This window comes from Klebsiella sp. CN_Kp113 (assembly GCF_040064585.1).
GTDB lineage: Bacteria > Pseudomonadota > Gammaproteobacteria > Enterobacterales > Enterobacteriaceae > Klebsiella > Klebsiella michiganensis.
In genome coordinates, this window is the sequence record NZ_JBEAID010000029.1 from 31,800 (window position 1) to 50,125 (window position 18,326).

Below are 18,326 nucleotides of genomic sequence, written 5' to 3' on the forward strand. Positions count from 1 at the left end.
AATCATTCAACGAAGAGCGGCGCTGTCCAGTACAGCATCGCTAACCAAAGCACAAAACCACCCAGCAGCAGGGCACCGGCAAGGCGACCGGGCTGCTGCTTACGGCGCCAGCACAGCGCGGCGAAGATCAGGCTGACCAGCAGCATGACGCCATAATCGCGGGTAAAGGCCTCGGCGGCAAAGGTGCCTGGCGCAATCAGCGCGGGGAGCCCGAGGACCAGTACAATATTAAGAATATTAGCGCCAATGATATTGCCGATAGCGATGTCATTTTCGCCTTTTCGCGCTCCGGCGATGGCCGTGGCCAGCTCGGGCAGGCTGGTGCCGATAGCGACGACCGTTAAGCCGACGGTCAGTTCGCTGATAGCAAAAAAGTTTGCCAGCACCGTGGCGTTATCGACCACCATCCGCGTAGCCATCGGCATCACAATCATCGCGACGCCCAACCAGAGCAGCGCGACGGGAAGCGAGCCTTCTCGCGGCAGCTCCGCCAGCTGTTCACGGGTCAGGCTGTCGTTACCCTGGCGTTCCGCAAGGCGGGCAATTTTAAGGGTAAACAGCAGCCACAGAATGGCCAGCGCCAGCAAAAAAAGGCCGTCTATCCGCGTAAGCTGGCCGTCGTACAGCACAAATCCTGCCAGTAAACTAACCAGCAACATTAACGGCAATTCGCGGCGCAGGATATCAGAATGCACGGTAAAAGGTTGAAACAGCGCGGTGAGGCCGAGGATCAGCAGGATATTGGTGATATTCGATCCGAGAGCGGTGCCGATCGCCAGATCGGTCTGCCCATGCAGGGAAGCGGCGGCGGAAACAATCACTTCCGGCAAACTGGTACCGATGCTGACTACCGTCATGCCAATAATCAGGGGAGGGATCCCCAGCATACGGCAGAGTATTGAAGCGGCGTAGACCAGACGATCGGCGCTGTAGACAACCAGCAATAAACCAATAATTAACAGAGCCGTCGCTAAGAGCATCTAAAGTCCTTTCTTCAGGTATAATCGTCGCCTCGCTGGCCGTCCGTAGGCAGCGTAACGAATTCTTAATTTTGACTTTATGTGTGCCAAAAGTAAAACAAATGCCAGCTTTCGCTAACCCGGGCGGGTAAGATTCTGTAAAAATGTTGGGTTTGTGGTGAAAGAAAGCGCCATGCTTAGCCCGACGGGTGTCTAGTAAGGATGATTTTATGAGCCAGAGTTCGGCGAATCTAGTCGAAGTGCGCGGTATTCGCTTCTCGAGGGGCGATCGCGTGATCTTCGATGATATCTCGCTATCGGTACCCCGCGGCAAGATCACCGCGATAATGGGGCCATCAGGGATCGGCAAAACCACCCTGTTACGTCTCATCGGCGGTCAGATCCCGCCCGATAAAGGCGAGATCCTGTTTGATGGTGAAAACGTACCGCAGATGTCGCGTTCGCGCCTGTATACCGTCCGCAAGCGCATGAGCATGCTGTTTCAGTCCGGCGCGCTGTTCACCGATCTGAATGTGTTCGATAACGTCGCTTATCCGCTGCGCGAGCATACGCGTTTGCCGGAAGCGCTGCTGCACACCACGGTGATGATGAAGCTGGAAGCCGTTGGGCTACGCGGAGCCGCGAAGCTGATGCCTTCTGAGCTTTCCGGCGGCATGGCGCGCCGTGCCGCCCTGGCGAGGGCGATTGCGCTCGAACCTGATTTAATCATGTTCGATGAGCCCTTTGTCGGGCAGGACCCCATTACGATGGGGGTGCTGGTGAAGCTGATTTCTGAACTCAATAGCACCCTGGGTGTCACCTGTATCGTGGTTTCGCATGATGTGCCGGAGGTGCTCAGCATCGCGGACTTTGCATATATCGTGGCGGACAAAAAGGTCGTAGCGCATGGGAGCGCGCAGTCGCTGCGTGAAAATGCCGATCCTCGGGTTCGTCAGTTCATTGATGGTATCGCCGACGGCCCGGTGCCGTTCCGCTATCCGGCGGGTGATTATCATCATGATTTATTGGGCAAAGGGAGTTAAGCGACTCATGTTGTTAAATGCGCTAGCCGCGCTTGGGCATCGCGGTATAAAAACTATCGCGACGTTCGGGCGTGCTGGATTAATGCTCTTCAACGCGGTTGTGGGCAAGCCTGAGTTTCGCAAGCATGCGCCGCTGCTGGTGCGTCAGCTGTACAACGTTGGCGTGCTATCGATGCTGATCATCATTGTATCGGGTCTGTTTATCGGTATGGTGCTGGGCCTGCAGGGCTATCTGGTGTTGACCACCTATAGCGCCGAAACCAGTCTGGGCATGCTGGTGGCGCTGTCGCTGCTGCGTGAGCTGGGGCCGGTGGTCGCCGCGCTGCTGTTTGCCGGGCGTGCCGGCTCGGCGCTGACTGCTGAAATTGGCCTGATGCGCGCAACGGAGCAGCTCTCCAGTATGGAGATGATGGCGGTCGACCCGCTTCGCCGCGTGATCTCTCCGCGTTTCTGGGCGGGGGTGATTTCACTACCGTTGTTAACGATTATTTTTGTGGCGGTCGGCGTTTGGGGCGGCTCGCTGGTTGGTGTCAGCTGGAAGGGCATCGATGGCGGCTTCTTCTGGAGCGCGATGCAAAATGCCGTTGACTGGCGGATGGATCTGGTTAACTGCCTGATTAAGAGCCTGGTTTTCGCCATTACGGTAACATGGATCGCGTTATTTAACGGTTATGACGCTATCCCCACTTCCGCCGGGATTAGCCGGGCGACGACGCGTACCGTGGTGCATGCGTCGCTGGCGGTTCTGGGGCTGGATTTTGTGCTGACTGCGCTGATGTTTGGGAATTGAGTTCATGCAAACGAGAAAAAATGAAATCTGGGTAGGGGTGTTTTTACTGGTTGCGCTGCTGGCCGCGCTGTTTGTCTGCCTGAAGGCGGCAAACGTAACCTCTTTACGTACCGAACCGACTTATCGGCTCTATGCCACTTTTGACAATATCGGCGGTCTCAAAGCGCGCTCTCCGGTGCGGATTGGCGGCGTTGTCGTTGGACGCGTGGCGGATATTACGCTCGATCCTAAGACCTACCTGCCTCGCGTCGCGCTCGATATTGATGAGCGCTACAACCATATTCCGGATACCAGCTCGCTGGCGATCCGAACTTCCGGTCTGCTGGGCGAACAGTACCTGGCGATGAATATCGGGTTTGAAGATCCTGAGCTGGGAACCACTATCCTTAAAGATGGCGGTACCATTCAGGACACCAAATCCGCAATGGTGCTGGAAGATTTGATAGGCCAGTTCCTTTATAACAGTAAAGGTAGCGACAATAAGAATTCTGGCGATGAACAGGCTGCTGGAGAGAGTCATACTGACGCTACGCCGCCAGCCGGCACGACGCACTAATTTCAGGAGAGTTAAGATATGTTTAAACGCTTACTAATGGTCGCCATGCTGGTGATTGCCCCCTGGACTGCGGCCACCGCCGCGGATCAGTCCAATCCGTACAAGCTGATGGACGAAGCGGCGCAGAAAACCTTCGATCGCCTCAAGAACGAGCAGCCGAAGATTCAGGCCAACCCGAACTACCTGCGCGATATCGTCGATCAGGAACTGCTGCCCTATGTTCAGGTGAAATACGCCGGCGCGCTGGTGTTAGGTCGTTATTACAAAGAAGCGACCCCGGCGCAGCGTGAAGCCTATTTTGCCGCCTTCCGCGAATATCTGAAGCAGGCCTATGGCCAGGCGCTGGCGATGTATCACGGTCAGACCTATCAGATTGCCCCTGAGCAGCCTTTGGGCAGCGCGACCATTGTTCCTATCCGCGTCACCATCCTTGATCCGAATGGCCGTCCGCCGGTGCGCCTGGATTTCCAGTGGCGTAAAAATACCCAGACCGGTAACTGGCAGGCGTACGACATGATTGCGGAAGGGGTGAGCATGATCACCACTAAACAAAACGAGTGGAGCGATCTGCTGCGTACTAAAGGCGTTGATGGTCTGACGGCGCAGCTGAAGGCAAGCTCCGCGCAGCCGATTACGCTGGAACAGAAAAAATAATGACCGGGCAGCTGAGCTGGGCTCGCGATGGTGAGACGCTGGCGCTGCGCGGAGAGCTGGACCAGGATCTTTTGGTCCCGCTGTGGGAAGCGCGCGCGCAGGCGACGGATGGCGTGTCTGCCATCGACCTGAGCGCCGTGACCCGCGTGGACACCGCCGGGCTGGCGCTATTAGTGCATTTTATCGCACTGGTTCGTCGGCAGGGTGGGGAGGCTAAATTGACCGGGAAGAGTGAAAATCTGCAAACCCTGGTCAGGTTGTATAACCTTCCTGCTGATATGATCCCATAACTTTTTCAGTGCCTTAGTGCTGAAGCTATTCTGAAAGCCCCATCAAACTTTTCGATGGGGCTTTTTGCTTGTTTAAGACGGCGCCACTTTCCTCTAAGATGTTGGGCTGTTTTCACTATCAGATAAATGTAGCCCATGGAAAATCATGAAATTCAGACCGTGCTGATGAACGCACTCTCCCTTCAGGAAGTCCACGTCTCTGGCGATGGCAGCCACTTTCAGGTTATTGCTGTGGGTGAGATGTTCGACGGCATTAGTCGGGTCAAGAAGCAACAGGCTATCTATGCCCCGCTGATGGAATATATTGCCGATAACCGCATCCATGCTCTGTCGATTAAAGCGTTTACTCCGCAGGAGTGGGCGCGAGACCGCAAACTTAATGGCTTATAAGCTGTGGGGATGTTCCCCGCAGCGTATGTGAATTCTTAACAGAGAACAGAATCAATGGATAAATTCCGTGTTCAGGGGCCAACTCGTCTTCAGGGCGAGGTCACCATTTCCGGCGCGAAAAACGCCGCCCTGCCAATCCTCTTTGCCGCGCTATTAGCCGAAGAGCCGATTGAGATCCAAAACGTACCGAAGCTGAAAGACATCGATACCACCATGAAACTGCTGAGCCAGCTGGGCGCGAACGTTAAGCGCAACGGCTCCGTATGGATCGATGCCGGCCCGGTCGACGTTTTCTGTGCTCCGTATGACCTCGTCAAAACCATGCGCGCGTCTATTTGGGCGCTGGGACCGCTGGTGGCGCGTTTTGGCCAGGGGCAGGTTTCTCTTCCCGGCGGCTGCGCCATCGGCGCGCGCCCCGTTGATTTACACATTACCGGCCTTGAGCAGCTGGGTGCGGAAATCAAGCTGGAAGAGGGTTATGTCAAGGCGTCGGTTAATGGACGTCTGAAAGGCGCGCATATTGTGATGGATAAGGTCAGCGTTGGCGCTACCGTGACCATCATGAGCGCTGCGACGCTGGCGGAAGGTACGACCGTTATCGAAAACGCCGCGCGCGAGCCGGAAATTGTCGATACCGCGAACTTTCTCAACACGCTGGGTGCGAAGATCAAAGGTCAGGGTACCGATCGCATCACCATCGAAGGCGTAGCGCGCCTCGGCGGCGGCGTCTACCGCGTTCTGCCGGATCGTATTGAAACCGGGACGTTCCTGGTGGCGGCGGCGATTTCTGGCGGTAAGATCCTGTGCCGCAATGCCCAGCCGGATACCCTTGATGCGGTTCTGGCTAAGCTACGCGACGCCGGTGCGGATATCGAAACGGGCGAAGACTGGATTAGCCTGGACATGCACGGCAATCGTCCGAAGGCCGTCAACGTGCGTACTGCCCCACATCCAGGCTTCCCGACCGACATGCAGGCACAGTTCACCTTGCTGAATCTGGTTGCCGAGGGCACCGGCGTGATCACCGAGACGATCTTCGAAAACCGTTTCATGCATATCCCGGAACTGATCCGTATGGGCGCGCATGCGGAAATCGAGAGCAATACGGCGATTTGCCACGGCGTGAAGCAGCTTTCTGGCGCCCAGGTGATGGCGACGGATCTGCGTGCGTCAGCCAGCCTGGTACTGGCGGGCTGTATTGCGGAAGGTACGACGATTGTCGATCGTATTTACCACATTGACCGCGGCTACGAACGTATCGAAGACAAGCTTCAGGCGCTTGGTGCGAATATCGAACGCGTCAAAGGCGAATAAGCCGTAGCAGCAGCCCTCTGACGTTTGTCCGGGGGCTGTTGTCTGCAACCTCGCTTTACTTGTTGTTCTTCCTTGGGCGCATCATTTGCGTTCTGTCGATAAACTGATGGGTATGGGGATCGTGATAGCGCGATGGCCATATTACCCACGGATCGGTTTCCAGCGCGTTAGCAATAATCAGCTCGCCCTTGGGCCAGGGCCGGGTCAGCGCATTGGCGAGCGTTGAAGAACTTAAACCATTACGCCGCGATTCAGCTGCCAGCGACGTCCCTTTTTTGCGTAATCCGGCAATAATATCCGCCGGATGCCAGTCGATGAACTTATCCATAAATTCTCCTGGTAATAAACATGCCTGGCGTCCTTAATGGACGACAAAATGACTATACCGTGGGTTCCAGTAATGTTCTAACAAGTTCTTTTAATGGGTTTGATATTAGGAATATATCAAGGTATACGGCTGGTTCTTGGTTTTTTGACGCTTACTGGAACTTTCCCGCGGTTTGCGCGGGAAAGCAAGAGGAGGGGTTAGTGATCGCGTTGCACAGCGATGTGGGCAAGACCGATTAGCGCTTCACGCCACGGAGAATCGGGAAGGACCTGAAGCGCGGCAATTGCTTTATCAGCCTCTTCCTCCGCGCGTTTTTGGGTCCATTCCAGCGAGCCGCAGGTTGCCATCGTTTCCAGTACGGCGTCGAGAAGATGACGGCCATTACCCTGCTCAATCGCCCCACGGATCATGGCGGACTGCTCTGCGTTGCCGTGTTGCATAGCATGCAGCAGGGGAAGGGTGGGTTTGCCTTCATTCAGATCGTCACCGACGTTTTTACCCAGACGCTCACCGTCTGAACTGTAGTCAAGCAGATCGTCGATCAGCTGGAAAGCGGTACCCAGATAGCGTCCGTAATCCTGTAACGCTTTCTCTTGTTCCGCGCTGCAGTCGGCCAGAATGCCGGAGCACTGGGCTGCGGCTTCAAACAAACGTGCGGTCTTGCTGTAAATGACCCGCATGTAGTTTTCTTCAGTGATATCCGGGTCGTTAACGTTCATCAACTGCAGGACTTCGCCTTCGGCAATGACGTTAACGGCTTCCGACATCACTTCCAGCACTCTCAATGACCCAAGGCTGGTCATCATCTGAAAGGCGCGGGTGTAGATAAAATCACCGACCAGCACGCTAGCCGCATTGCCAAAAGCGGCGTTTGCGGTGGCTTTTCCCCGGCGCATATCAGACTCATCGACGACATCATCATGCAGCAGGGTGGCGGTATGGATAAATTCGATCAGCGCGGCAATGGCGACGTGAGCGTTTCCCTGATATCCAACGGCACGCGCGGCCAGTACGGCAATCATCGGGCGAATGCGTTTACCGCCTCCGCTAACAATGTAATAGCCTAACTGATTGATAAGCTGAACATCAGAGTCGAGTTGCTCAAGAATTGTCGCATTGACGCCCGCCATATCCTGCGCGGTTAACTCATTGATTTTTTCTAAATTCATCGCAAAAGCCGGGCCAAATGTCCTGTTACCGCGTATCCGAATGGGATCACAGAAGGATTAAGATAGAATTAAAAGAAGCTATGATTGTACTGAAAAATTGCCGTAGTTAAACGCTGGAGTGAAAGTTGTGTTTTTTTTCTGCGTTGATCGCTGATCGCTCTTGTCAAAGGCTCGCGTTTTGCGTAATATTCGCGCCCTATTGTGAATATTTATAGCGCACTCTGAATCATACGAAGAGGTGCGCGGAAGCGGAGTTTTATATGTACGCGGTTTTCCAAAGTGGTGGTAAACAACACCGAGTAAGCGAAGGTCAAACCATTCGCCTGGAAAAGCTGGACATCGCAACTGGCGAAGCTGTTGAGTTCGCAGAAGTGCTGATGATCGCAAACGGTGAAGAAATTAAAATCGGCGTTCCTTTCGTTGAGGGCGGCGTAATCAAAGCTGAAGTTGTTGCACACGGTCGTGGCGAGAAAGTTAAAATCGTTAAGTTTCGTCGTCGTAAACACTACCGTAAGCAGCAGGGCCATCGTCAGTGGTTCACTGATGTGAAAATTACTGGCATCAGCGCCTAAGACCTGAGGAGAGATTTAAATGGCACATAAAAAGGCTGGCGGCTCAACTCGTAACGGTCGCGATTCAGAAGCTAAACGCCTGGGCGTTAAGCGTTTCGGTGGCGAATCCGTTCTGGCGGGTAGCATCATCGTTCGTCAACGTGGTACCAAATTCCACGCTGGCACTAACGTAGGTTGCGGTCGTGACCACACTCTGTTTGCTAAAGCAGACGGTAAAGTGAAATTCGAAGTTAAAGGCCCGAACAACCGTAAATACATCAGCATCGTTGCTGAGTAAGTTTTTCGTGGTCCGGTAACGGATTAAAGCCCCGCAACGTGTTGCGGGGCTTTTTACATTGAAACCCCGGAAAATTTTCTGCAGGGAAAACGGGCATGAAGCAGCAGGCCGGCATCGGCATTATTTTAGCGCTCACCACGGCGATGTGCTGGGGTGCCCTGCCGATAGCAATGAAGCAGGTTCTTGAAGTGATGGAACCGCCGACGGTGGTGTTTTACCGCTTTTTGATGGCAAGTTTTGGTCTTGGCGCTATCCTCGCCATGAAAAGAAAACTGCCCCCGCTGCGGATTTTTCGCAAGCCGCGGTGGTTGGTACTGCTGGTTATTGCGGCAGCGGGTTTGTTCGGTAACTTCATTCTGTTTAGTTCTTCCTTGCAATATCTCAGCCCCACCGCTTCCCAGGTGATTGGCCAGCTGTCTCCGGTCGGCATGATGGTGGCCAGCGTTTTTGTCCTTAAAGAGAAAATGCGCGGCACTCAGGTTGTGGGAGCGCTGATGCTGGTGAGCGGTCTGGTGATGTTTTTTAACACCAGCCTGATCGAGATTTTTACCCGCCTGACGGACTACACGTGGGGGGTAATTTTCGGCGTAGGTGCGGCGACGGTGTGGGTGTGCTACGGCGTCGCGCAAAAGGTGTTATTGCGCCGTCTGGCATCACAGCAAATCCTTTTTTTGCTGTACACTTTATGTACGATATCGCTATTGCCATTAGCGAAGCCTTCGCAGGTGCTGGCATTAAGCGACTGGCAGCTGGCCTGTCTGGTTTTTTGCGGGCTCAATACCCTGGTCGGCTACGGCGCTCTGGCGGAGGCAATGGCGCGCTGGCAGGCGGCGCAGGTGAGCGCGTTGATTACCTTAACGCCGCTTTTTACGCTGCTGTTTTCAGATTTATTATCACTGGCCTGGCCCGACGTTTTCGCCAGACCGCTGTTGAACCTGATGGGTTATCTCGGTGCGTTTGTCGTGGTTGCGGGCGCGATGTATTCCGCCGTCGGTCATCGTCTTTGGGGACGATGGCGTAAGCGAGAAGCGGTTGTGCCGCTCCCCCGCTCAGGCGAATGATTTACGGAGAGTAAAATGAAGTTTGTTGATGAAGCAACGATCCTGGTCGTAGCAGGCGATGGCGGCAATGGTTGCGTTAGCTTCCGCCGCGAAAAATATATCCCGAGAGGCGGCCCGGACGGCGGTGACGGCGGTGACGGCGGCGACGTCTGGCTTGAGGCGGACGAAAACCTCAACACCCTGATCGACTACCGTTTTGAGAAGTCTTTCCGCGCTGAGCGCGGGCAGAACGGTCAGAGCCGTGACTGTACCGGTAAACGCGGTAAAGACGTAACGGTGAAGGTACCGGTAGGGACTCGCGTCATCGATCAGGGCACCGGCGAGACGATGGGTGATATGACCAAGCACGGTCAGCGCCTGATGGTCGCCAAAGGCGGCTGGCACGGTCTGGGTAACACCCGTTTCAAATCGTCCGTTAACCGTACTCCACGTCAAAAGACGATGGGGACGCCGGGCGATAAGCGCGATCTGCAGCTGGAGCTGATGCTGCTGGCGGACGTCGGCATGCTGGGAATGCCGAATGCGGGTAAATCGACCTTTATTCGTGCCGTTTCCGCCGCGAAGCCTAAAGTCGCTGACTATCCGTTTACTACGCTGGTGCCGAGCCTCGGCGTGGTGCGTATGGACAACGAGAAGAGCTTCGTGGTGGCGGATATCCCGGGGCTGATTGAAGGCGCCGCTGAAGGCGCGGGTCTCGGTATTCGCTTCCTGAAGCACCTGGAGCGCTGCCGCGTGCTGCTGCATCTCATCGATATCGAGCCGATTGATGGTTCCGATCCGGTGGAGAACGCGCGGATTATTATCGGTGAGCTGGAAAAATACAGTGAGAAACTGGCTTCTAAGCCGCGCTGGCTGGTCTTTAACAAGATTGACCTGATGGACAAAGCTGAGGCGGAAGCGAAAGCGAAAGCTATCGCGCAGGCGCTGGGCTGGGAAGATAAGTTCTACCTGATTTCGGCGGCCAGCCAGCAGGGCGTAAAAGACCTGTGCTGGGACGTGATGACCTTTATCATCGAAAACCCGATTGTGCATGCGGAAGAAGCGAAGCCTGCCGAAAAAGTCGAGTTTATGTGGGACGACTACCACCGCCAGCAGCTTGAAGAAGCTGAAGTGGAAGATGATGAAGACTGGGATGATGATTGGGATGAAGACGACGAAGAAGGCGTTGAATTCATCTACAAACGTTAATCCTGAACAAACGAAAAGGGCCGCCAATGATGCGGCCCTTTTGCTTTAGTTGTTCTGATAGAGGTCTTTGTACAATCGGCTTTCGAACCGCACCAGTGGAATGCGGCGATTACGCTGGTCGGCCGGAGGCACGGCGTAGCCAGACAGGTATTGCACGAACGCCATCTTCTGCCCGCTGGCCGTCGTGATGAAACCGGCCAGGTTATACACCCCCTGCAGTGAACCCGTTTTCGCCGAGACTTTGCCATCGACACCCGCCTGATGCAGGCCTGCGCGGTACTGCAGAGAACCATCATGGCCGGCCAGAGGCAGCATCGAGATAAAGTTGAGTTCATTATCGTGCTGGGCGATGTACTGCAGCACCTGCATCATCGTTGCGGGTGCGATGAGGTTATGGCGCGACAGACCTGAGCCATCGGCAATGATGGTATTCCCGAGATCGACGCCGGCCTGCTGACGTAAGATCTGCCGAACCGCATCGGAACCGGCTCGCCAGGTACCCGGTACGCTGAAGCGAGCGTGCCCAATGGTGCGGAATACCGTATCGGCGATCATGTTGTCCGATTTTTTCAGCATAATACGCAGCAGATCGTGCAGCGGCGCAGATTGTGTACTTGCCAGGACGGTACCCGGATCGTTTGCCAGCGTCTGGCGCAGCAGCGTACCGCTCCAGGTGATGTCGGCGTCGGTCAGCTCAGCTTTCAGAATCGCACCGGCGTAGCTGGCGCCATCCTGAATGGCAAAAGCCAGCGGCAGCGGCTCGCTGCGCTGCGGCAGACAGCCGGTCAGGGTATAACGGTTCAGATCGCCGGGAACCACGTCAAGCTCACAGTACTGGGCTTCAGAAGAGCCCCGGGGCAGCGTACGCACCTGGCTGAACATGGTCACCGGGTAGTAAGACGCCACGCGAATAAACGCCAGATCGCCCGGCTTTTGCGCGCTATAGAGCGAGATGGAGAAGCAGTTCCGATCGACAATCGCCGCCGCCGGCGGGGCGCTAAAGCACTGCGTCATATCGTTCCATGGCCAGCCAGGCGCTTTGTCATGGCTGGCGAAGATGGAGGTATCGATCAGCACATTACCTTCAATTCGCTGGACGCCTGCTTTCTTCAGCGTGGCCACCATATTACGAATATCCTGACGCCTGAGGGTAGGATCGCCGCCAAAGCGCGCAATGAGGTCGCCTTTCAGGACGCCGCCATCGAGGCTGCCTTTCGTTTCCAGCGTCGTGGTGAAGCGGAAGTCCGGACCCAGCTGCAGCAGCGCAGCAAGCGCGGTTATCACTTTTTGGGTGCTGGCGGGGAGCGCCATCTGCTGGCTATGGTAGTCTATCTCCGGCGTCGGGGATCCCACCTTCTGCGCCATAAAGGCAAGGTTTGCGCCCGCAGGAAGCTGATTGATGTACTCGTCAATATTCGCCGCCTGAGCGCTAAGCGCTATACCGGCAGTCAATCCGATGATAAATCTGGAAAATCGCATAATCTCGCGCTAACAACCTGAAACCAGTCCGTCATACTACGGTGCATCGCCCTGTAAAGTAAACGATGACCCATAGTGAACTTCAGGGTAAAATACGTATCAAATTGAAAATTGCTGCTGGCCTGGGGATGACTTTCCGGGTCGGTTTTCTTTTGCTCCGGCCCTGCTCAAGTCTTGACCGGCTGCGGAGCGGCGTTGTCTGCTCCATGAAGGAATGAAAAAGAGGTATAACAAATGCAAGCTATTCCGATGACCTTACGTGGCGCTGAAAAACTGCGCGAAGAACTGGATTTTCTGAAGTCCGTACGTCGTCCTGAAATCATCGCGGCCATCGCTGAGGCCCGCGAGCACGGCGATCTGAAAGAAAATGCTGAGTATCATGCTGCCCGTGAACAGCAGGGCTTCTGTGAAGGTCGCATTAAGGATATCGAAGCGAAGCTGTCGAACGCGCAGGTCATCGATATCACCAAAATGCCCAACAATGGCCGGGTGATTTTTGGTTCGACGGTCAGCGTTCTGAATCTCGATACGGATGAAGAGCAAACTTATCGTATCGTTGGCGATGACGAGGCCGATTTTAAGCAAAATCTGATTTCTGTAAACTCACCGATTGCACGTGGTTTAATCGGTAAAGAGCAGGACGATGTGGTGGTTATCCGTACACCGGGCGGGGAAGTCGAATTCGAAATTCTTAAGGTTGAGTACCTTTAATTCGAATTTAACGCTACGATGTTGATGGATTGTAAAGAAAGGAAAAAGGCCGCGTAGCGGCCTTTTATCAGCGTCCGGAGCATGGCATTTTGCTCGTCTACCCGCAGAAAACCCTCGATTTACACAAAGTTGTGTCGATAACCAGGATATTCTTAGCGTGGCAGCGAGATTTTACGCTCTTTAGTCGGGCGGTACAGAACCAGCGTTTTACCGATGACCTGTACATTACAGGCGCCGGTTTCGCGCACGATAGCTTCCACGATCAAGGTTTTAGTTTCGCGATCTTCCGAGGCGATCTTCACCTTGATAAGTTCATGGTGCTCTAACGCTTGTTCAATCTCGGCCAGTACCCCTTCGGTCAAACCATTATTGCCAAGCATAACTACCGGCTTGAGCGGATGTGCCAGACCTTTCAGGTGCTGTTTTTGTTTAGTACTCAGATTCATCGTATTTTTTTGCTTACGTTGGGATTGAAAACGGTTCATTCTACCGCCATCTCCCATATATCGCCAAACTACCGCGTCGATTTTTACGTCGCGAAGTACGATGAACCCGAAATGGGAATGTTAAATGACAGGTAAAAAGCGTTCTGCCAGCTCAAGTCGTTGGCTTCAGGAACACTTTAGCGATAAATATGTTCAGCAGGCACAGAAAAAGGGGTTACGTTCCCGTGCCTGGTTTAAACTTGATGAAATACAGCAAAGTGACAAGATTTTTAAACCGGGGATGACGATAGTTGACCTCGGCGCTGCACCCGGTGGCTGGTCGCAATACGCGGTTACGCAGATCGGTAACAGCGGCCGCATCATTGCTTGCGATCTTTTACCTATGGATCCAATCGTTGGTGTGGACTTCCTTCAGGGCGACTTTCGTGATGAATTAGTCCTGAAAGCGTTACTTGAGCGTGTAGGTGACAGTAAAGTACAAGTTGTCATGTCCGATATGGCGCCAAATATGTGTGGAACACCGGCGGTGGATATTCCCCGGGCCATGTATCTGGTGGAACTGGCGCTTGGAATGGCTCGTGATGTATTAGCGCCAGGTGGTAGTTTTGTAGTGAAGGTGTTCCAGGGCGAAGGCTTCGATGAGTATCTAAGAGAGATTCGCTCCCTGTTTACGAAGGTCAAAGTTCGTAAGCCGGACTCTTCTCGCGCCCGTTCGCGTGAAGTGTATATTGTAGCGACCGGGCGTAAACCATAACCGGCAGATTTCAAACGAAAGTTTGAAAGACGCTGGATATAGAGTATCCTGACGCTGTTTTTAACACAGTTGTAATATGAGGTTAATCCCTTGAGTGACATGGCGAAAAACCTAATACTCTGGCTGGTCATTGCCGTTGTGCTGATGTCAGTATTCCAGAGCTTTGGGCCCAGCGAGTCGAATGGCCGCAAGGTGGATTATTCTACCTTCCTGCAGGAGGTCAATCAGGACCAGGTTCGCGAAGCGCGTATCAACGGACGTGAGATAAACGTTACCAAGAAAGATAGTAACCGTTACACGACCTACATCCCGGTGAACGATCCTAAGCTGCTTGATAACCTTCTGACTAAAAACGTCAAGGTGGTAGGTGAGCCGCCAGAAGAACCGAGCCTGCTGGCTTCTATCTTCATCTCCTGGTTCCCGATGCTGCTTCTTATCGGCGTCTGGATCTTCTTTATGCGCCAGATGCAGGGCGGCGGTGGCAAAGGCGCCATGTCGTTCGGTAAGAGCAAGGCGCGTATGCTAACGGAAGACCAGATCAAAACCACTTTTGCCGACGTCGCCGGTTGTGACGAAGCGAAAGAAGAAGTCGGTGAACTGGTTGAATACCTGCGCGAGCCGAGCCGTTTCCAGAAGCTGGGCGGTAAAATCCCGAAAGGCGTCCTGATGGTCGGCCCTCCGGGTACCGGTAAAACCTTGCTGGCAAAAGCCATCGCGGGTGAAGCAAAGGTACCGTTCTTTACGATTTCCGGTTCTGACTTCGTTGAAATGTTCGTCGGTGTGGGTGCATCCCGCGTGCGCGACATGTTTGAACAAGCCAAGAAAGCGGCTCCGTGCATCATCTTTATCGATGAAATCGACGCCGTCGGCCGTCAGCGTGGCGCTGGCCTGGGCGGTGGTCACGATGAACGTGAGCAGACGCTGAACCAGATGCTGGTAGAGATGGACGGCTTCGAGGGTAACGAAGGTATCATCGTTATCGCAGCAACCAACCGTCCGGACGTTCTTGACCCTGCGCTGCTGCGTCCAGGCCGCTTTGACCGTCAGGTTGTGGTCGGTCTGCCGGATGTCCGCGGTCGCGAACAGATTCTGAAAGTGCATATGCGTCGCGTACCGCTGGCGCCGGATATCGACGCGGCAATTATCGCCCGCGGTACGCCTGGCTTCTCCGGTGCTGACCTGGCAAACCTGGTGAACGAAGCTGCGCTGTTTGCCGCTCGTGGCAACAAGCGCGTTGTATCGATGGTTGAATTCGAGAAAGCGAAAGACAAAATCATGATGGGTGCGGAACGTCGCTCCATGGTGATGACGGAAGCGCAGAAAGAGTCCACCGCGTATCACGAAGCCGGTCACGCAATTATTGGTCGCCTGGTGCCGGAACACGACCCGGTGCACAAAGTGACGATTATTCCGCGCGGTCGCGCGCTGGGTGTCACCTTCTTCCTGCCTGAAGGCGACGCGATCAGCGCCAGCCGTCAGAAGCTGGAAAGCCAGATTTCTACCCTTTACGGCGGTCGTCTGGCGGAAGAGATTATCTACGGCGTAGAGCATGTTTCTACCGGTGCGTCGAACGACATTAAAGTCGCGACCAACCTGGCGCGTAACATGGTGACCCAGTGGGGCTTCTCTGACAAACTCGGCCCGCTGCTGTATGCCGAAGAAGAAGGTGAAGTATTCCTTGGCCGCAGCGTTGCGAAAGCGAAGCATATGTCCGATGAAACGGCGCGTATCATCGACCAGGAAGTGAAGTCACTGATTGAGCGTAACTACAATCGTGCACGCCAGCTTCTGAACGATAATATGGACATCCTGCACGCGATGAAAGACGCGCTCATGAAATATGAGACCATCGACGCCCCGCAGATTGATGACCTGATGGCTCGCCGCGATGTTCGCCCGCCAGCTGGCTGGGAAGAACCGGGCTCGTCCAACAATTCTGACAACAATGGCACGCCTCGTGCGCCGCGTCCGGTCGATGAACCGCGTACGCCAAACCCGGGCAATACGATGTCAGAACAGCTGGGCGACAAATAAGTTAGCCGTTCTTGATGCTGTTGTACTTTTCTAAAACCCCTGAGCGTTTGCTCCGGGGTTTTTCTTTTTCAATCTTTCTCTGACTCAGGGATTTAGCGATGAAACTTGTAGCCCAGGGCTCAACCCTCGATCTCTCTCACCCACATGTGATGGGTATTCTTAACGTGACCCCGGATTCGTTCTCTGATGGCGGGACCCATAACACGCTGGTCGAAGCCGTGAAACATGCCAATCTGATGATCAATGCCGGGGCGACTATCATTGATATCGGTGGGGAATCGACGCGTCCGGGGGCGGCAGATGTCAGCGTCGAGGAAGAGCTGGCGCGAGTCATTCCGACGGTAGAAGCGATTGCCCAGCGCTTTGAAGTCTGGATTTCCGTTGATACCTCAAAGCCGGAGGTGATTCGCGAGTCAGCGCGTGTTGGCGCGCATATCATCAATGATATCCGCTCGCTGACCGAACCGGGAGCGCTGGAGGCGGCGGCTGAAACGGGCTTACCGGTGTGCCTGATGCATATGCAGGGTCAGCCAAAGACAATGCAGGATGCCCCGAAGTACGCGGACGTGTTTGCTGACGTTGAGCGCTTTTTTATCGAACATATTGTGCGTTGCGAACGGGCCGGTATCGCAAAAGATAAATTGTTGCTCGACCCGGGATTTGGTTTCGGTAAAAATCTTTCTCATAATTATGAACTGCTTGCCCGACTTGGAGAGTTCCATCATTTTGGTCTTCCGCTGCTGGTAGGCATGTCGCGTAAGTCGATGGTAGGTCAGTTGCTGAATGTCGGGCCGACGGAACGCCTGAATGGCAGCCTGGCTTGCGCAGTCATTGCTGCAATGCAGGGCGCGCAGATTATTCGCGTCCATGATGTCAAAGAAACGGTAGAAGCGCTGCGCGTGGTTGAAGCTACCCTGGCCGCTAAGGAAAATAAACGTTATGAGTAACCGCAAATATTTTGGTACGGATGGTATTCGTGGCCGCGTAGGCGATGCGCCAATAACGCCAGAATTTGTATTAAAGCTGGGCTGGGCGGCGGGTAAGGTGCTGGCACGCCACGGTTCACGGAAGATTATTATTGGTAAAGATACCCGTATTTCAGGGTATATGCTGGAGTCCGCGCTGGAGGCTGGACTGGCCGCCGCGGGATTATCCGCTTCTTTTACCGGCCCGATGCCAACGCCGGCAATTGCCTATCTGACGCGCACCTTCCGCGCGGAAGCCGGGATTGTGATTTCCGCTTCACATAATCCGTTTTATGACAACGGCATCAAATTCTTCTCTATCGAAGGTACCAAGCTTCCGGATGAGGTAGAAGAAGCCATTGAAGCCGAAATGGAAAAAGAGCTGACCTGCGTGGATTCCGCCGAGCTGGGTAAAGCCAGTCGTATCGTCGACGCAGCCGGTCGCTATATCGAGTTTTGCAAAGGCACCTTTCCGAACGAGCTGAGCCTCAATGCTTTGAAGGTGGTAGTCGATTGCGCTCACGGGGCGACTTATCATATTGCGCCAAATGTTTTCCGCGAGCTGGGCGCTCAGGTTATTGCGATGGGCTGTGAGCCTGATGGCCTCAACATCAATGAAGAGGTCGGGGCGACAGACGTTCGTGCTCTGCAGGCACGCGTGCTGGCGGAGAAAGCCGACCTGGGTATTGCCTACGATGGCGATGGCGATCGGGTCATCATGGTGGACCACGAAGGCAACAAAGTCGACGGTGACCAGATCCTCTATATCATTGCCCGTGAGGGGCTACGCCAGGGGCAGCTACGGGGCGGCGCCGTCGGGACGCTCATGAGCAACATGGGCCTTGAACTGGCGCTCAAACAGCTGGGCATTCCTTTCGTTCGCGCGAAGGTGGGCGACCGCTATGTGCTGGAGAAGCTGCAGGAGAAAGGCTGGCGCATTGGCGCAGAAAACTCCGGTCATGTGATCTTACTGGATAAAACCACGACGGGGGATGGGATTGTCGCCAGTCTGCAGGTTGTGGCGGCGATGGTGCGTAACCACATGAGCCTGCACGACCTGTGCAGCGGAATGAAAATGTTCCCGCAGCTTCTGGTTAACGTACGCTTTACTGAAGGTAGCGGTAACCCGCTGGAACATGAGCACGTAAAAGCGGTAACGGCTGAAGTGGAAGCGGCGCTGGGCAATCGGGGTCGTGTACTGCTGCGTAAATCAGGCACAGAGCCGCTGATTCGCGTTATGGTGGAAGGTGAGCACGAAGAGCAGGTGCACGAATTTGCCCACCGTATCGCCGATGCCGTAAAAAGCGTTTAATCTCTCTTGCTAAGTGATTAAAAAGGCGACGCTT

At 54.5% G+C, this 18,326-nt stretch carries 21 protein-coding genes; 16 read left to right on the plus strand and 5 right to left on the minus strand.

Annotated elements, in window-relative coordinates; genetic code table 11:
* Positions 1-2 precede the first annotated feature (2 nt).
* The gene (locus ABLV30_RS19555; RefSeq protein ID WP_004854581.1) at positions 3-980 is read right to left on the minus strand and encodes a calcium/sodium antiporter; all 978 of its coding nucleotides are present in this window, start codon (positions 978-980) and stop codon (positions 3-5) included.
* Between the two features lie 209 nt (positions 981-1,189).
* Here ABLV30_RS19555 and mlaF point away from each other — a divergent pair, with 209 nt between their 5' ends.
* From mlaF to murA, 7 genes are all read left to right on the plus strand, one after another.
* On the plus strand, positions 1,190-2,002 hold the full coding sequence (mlaF, locus tag ABLV30_RS19560; protein ID WP_004125691.1) for a phospholipid ABC transporter ATP-binding protein MlaF: 813 nt from the start codon (positions 1,190-1,192) through the stop codon (positions 2,000-2,002).
* 7 nt (positions 2,003-2,009) lie between these two features.
* A complete protein-coding gene (gene mlaE, locus ABLV30_RS19565; protein WP_004125690.1) occupies positions 2,010-2,792 on the plus strand; it encodes a lipid asymmetry maintenance ABC transporter permease subunit MlaE in 783 nt (260 codons plus the stop codon).
* A gap of 4 nt (positions 2,793-2,796) precedes the next feature.
* A complete protein-coding gene (gene mlaD, locus ABLV30_RS19570) occupies positions 2,797-3,348 on the plus strand; it encodes an outer membrane lipid asymmetry maintenance protein MlaD (protein ID WP_014226983.1) in 552 nt (183 codons plus the stop codon).
* Between the two features lie 18 nt (positions 3,349-3,366).
* Entirely contained in the window at positions 3,367-4,002 is a 636-nt protein-coding gene (gene mlaC / locus ABLV30_RS19575) for a phospholipid-binding protein MlaC (protein WP_257197439.1), read from the plus strand.
* A complete protein-coding gene (gene mlaB / locus ABLV30_RS19580) occupies positions 4,002-4,292 on the plus strand; it encodes a lipid asymmetry maintenance protein MlaB (RefSeq protein WP_014839634.1) in 291 nt (96 codons plus the stop codon). Before mlaC ends, mlaB begins: the two co-directional genes overlap by 1 nt.
* Before the next feature lie 135 nt (positions 4,293-4,427).
* Positions 4,428-4,682, plus strand: coding sequence for a BolA family iron metabolism protein IbaG (gene ibaG, locus ABLV30_RS19585; protein ID WP_148849739.1), 255 nt, complete (start codon positions 4,428-4,430; stop codon positions 4,680-4,682).
* Between the two features lie 54 nt (positions 4,683-4,736).
* Positions 4,737-5,996 carry a UDP-N-acetylglucosamine 1-carboxyvinyltransferase gene (murA, locus tag ABLV30_RS19590; protein ID WP_004854569.1) on the plus strand — a complete coding sequence of 420 codons (1,260 nt, stop codon included), beginning with the start codon at positions 4,737-4,739 and terminating at the stop codon, positions 5,994-5,996.
* Positions 5,997-6,051: 55 nt separating this feature from the next.
* On the opposite strand, the gene sfsB is transcribed toward murA, so the two are convergent.
* Positions 6,052-6,324: a DNA-binding transcriptional regulator SfsB gene (gene sfsB / locus ABLV30_RS19595; RefSeq protein ID WP_004854566.1), complete on the minus strand. Its 273-nt coding sequence runs from the start codon at positions 6,322-6,324 to the stop codon at positions 6,052-6,054.
* A 197-nt stretch (positions 6,325-6,521) separates the two neighbouring features.
* Positions 6,522-7,493 (minus strand): octaprenyl diphosphate synthase, encoded by a 972-nt coding sequence (ispB, locus tag ABLV30_RS19600; RefSeq protein WP_004854564.1) that lies wholly within the window; start codon positions 7,491-7,493, stop codon positions 6,522-6,524.
* A 260-nt stretch (positions 7,494-7,753) separates the two neighbouring features.
* Here ispB and rplU point away from each other — a divergent pair, with 260 nt between their 5' ends.
* From rplU to cgtA, 4 genes are all read left to right on the plus strand, one after another.
* Positions 7,754-8,065, plus strand: a complete 312-nt coding sequence (gene rplU / locus ABLV30_RS19605) for a 50S ribosomal protein L21 (RefSeq protein WP_004106123.1) — start codon at positions 7,754-7,756, stop codon at positions 8,063-8,065.
* Between the two features lie 19 nt (positions 8,066-8,084).
* On the plus strand, positions 8,085-8,342 hold the full coding sequence (gene rpmA, locus ABLV30_RS19610) for a 50S ribosomal protein L27 (protein ID WP_003861831.1): 258 nt from the start codon (positions 8,085-8,087) through the stop codon (positions 8,340-8,342).
* A 95-nt stretch (positions 8,343-8,437) separates the two neighbouring features.
* Positions 8,438-9,403, plus strand: coding sequence for a DMT family transporter (locus ABLV30_RS19615; protein ID WP_265801041.1), 966 nt, complete (start codon positions 8,438-8,440; stop codon positions 9,401-9,403).
* A 15-nt stretch (positions 9,404-9,418) separates the two neighbouring features.
* Positions 9,419-10,591, plus strand: coding sequence for an Obg family GTPase CgtA (gene cgtA, locus ABLV30_RS19620; RefSeq protein WP_004125676.1), 1,173 nt, complete (start codon positions 9,419-9,421; stop codon positions 10,589-10,591).
* Positions 10,592-10,636: 45 nt separating this feature from the next.
* Here the strand turns inward: cgtA and dacB are convergent, their stop codons facing one another.
* The gene (dacB, locus tag ABLV30_RS19625) at positions 10,637-12,070 is read right to left on the minus strand and encodes a serine-type D-Ala-D-Ala carboxypeptidase (RefSeq protein WP_004854556.1); all 1,434 of its coding nucleotides are present in this window, start codon (positions 12,068-12,070) and stop codon (positions 10,637-10,639) included.
* Positions 12,071-12,304: 234 nt separating this feature from the next.
* Between dacB and greA the strand changes: the two genes are divergently transcribed.
* Positions 12,305-12,781 (plus strand): transcription elongation factor GreA, encoded by a 477-nt coding sequence (gene greA / locus ABLV30_RS19630; protein WP_004854554.1) that lies wholly within the window; start codon positions 12,305-12,307, stop codon positions 12,779-12,781.
* A 152-nt stretch (positions 12,782-12,933) separates the two neighbouring features.
* On the opposite strand, the gene yhbY is transcribed toward greA, so the two are convergent.
* Positions 12,934-13,227, minus strand: coding sequence for a ribosome assembly RNA-binding protein YhbY (gene yhbY / locus ABLV30_RS19635; RefSeq protein ID WP_004139797.1), 294 nt, complete (start codon positions 13,225-13,227; stop codon positions 12,934-12,936).
* Between the two features lie 124 nt (positions 13,228-13,351).
* On the opposite strand from yhbY, the gene rlmE reads away from it, so the two are divergent.
* The 4 genes from rlmE (at position 13,352) to glmM (ending at position 18,292) form a co-directional block, all read left to right on the plus strand.
* Entirely contained in the window at positions 13,352-13,981 is a 630-nt protein-coding gene (gene rlmE / locus ABLV30_RS19640; RefSeq protein WP_004106110.1) for a 23S rRNA (uridine(2552)-2'-O)-methyltransferase RlmE, read from the plus strand.
* Between the two features lie 99 nt (positions 13,982-14,080).
* Positions 14,081-16,015 (plus strand): ATP-dependent zinc metalloprotease FtsH, encoded by a 1,935-nt coding sequence (gene ftsH, locus ABLV30_RS19645; RefSeq protein WP_004854549.1) that lies wholly within the window; start codon positions 14,081-14,083, stop codon positions 16,013-16,015.
* A gap of 98 nt (positions 16,016-16,113) precedes the next feature.
* A complete protein-coding gene (folP, locus tag ABLV30_RS19650; RefSeq protein WP_014226978.1) occupies positions 16,114-16,962 on the plus strand; it encodes a dihydropteroate synthase in 849 nt (282 codons plus the stop codon).
* Entirely contained in the window at positions 16,955-18,292 is a 1,338-nt protein-coding gene (gene glmM / locus ABLV30_RS19655) for a phosphoglucosamine mutase (protein WP_014226977.1), read from the plus strand. The genes folP and glmM overlap by 8 nt, the downstream gene beginning before the upstream one ends.
* Positions 18,293-18,326 lie beyond the last annotated feature (34 nt).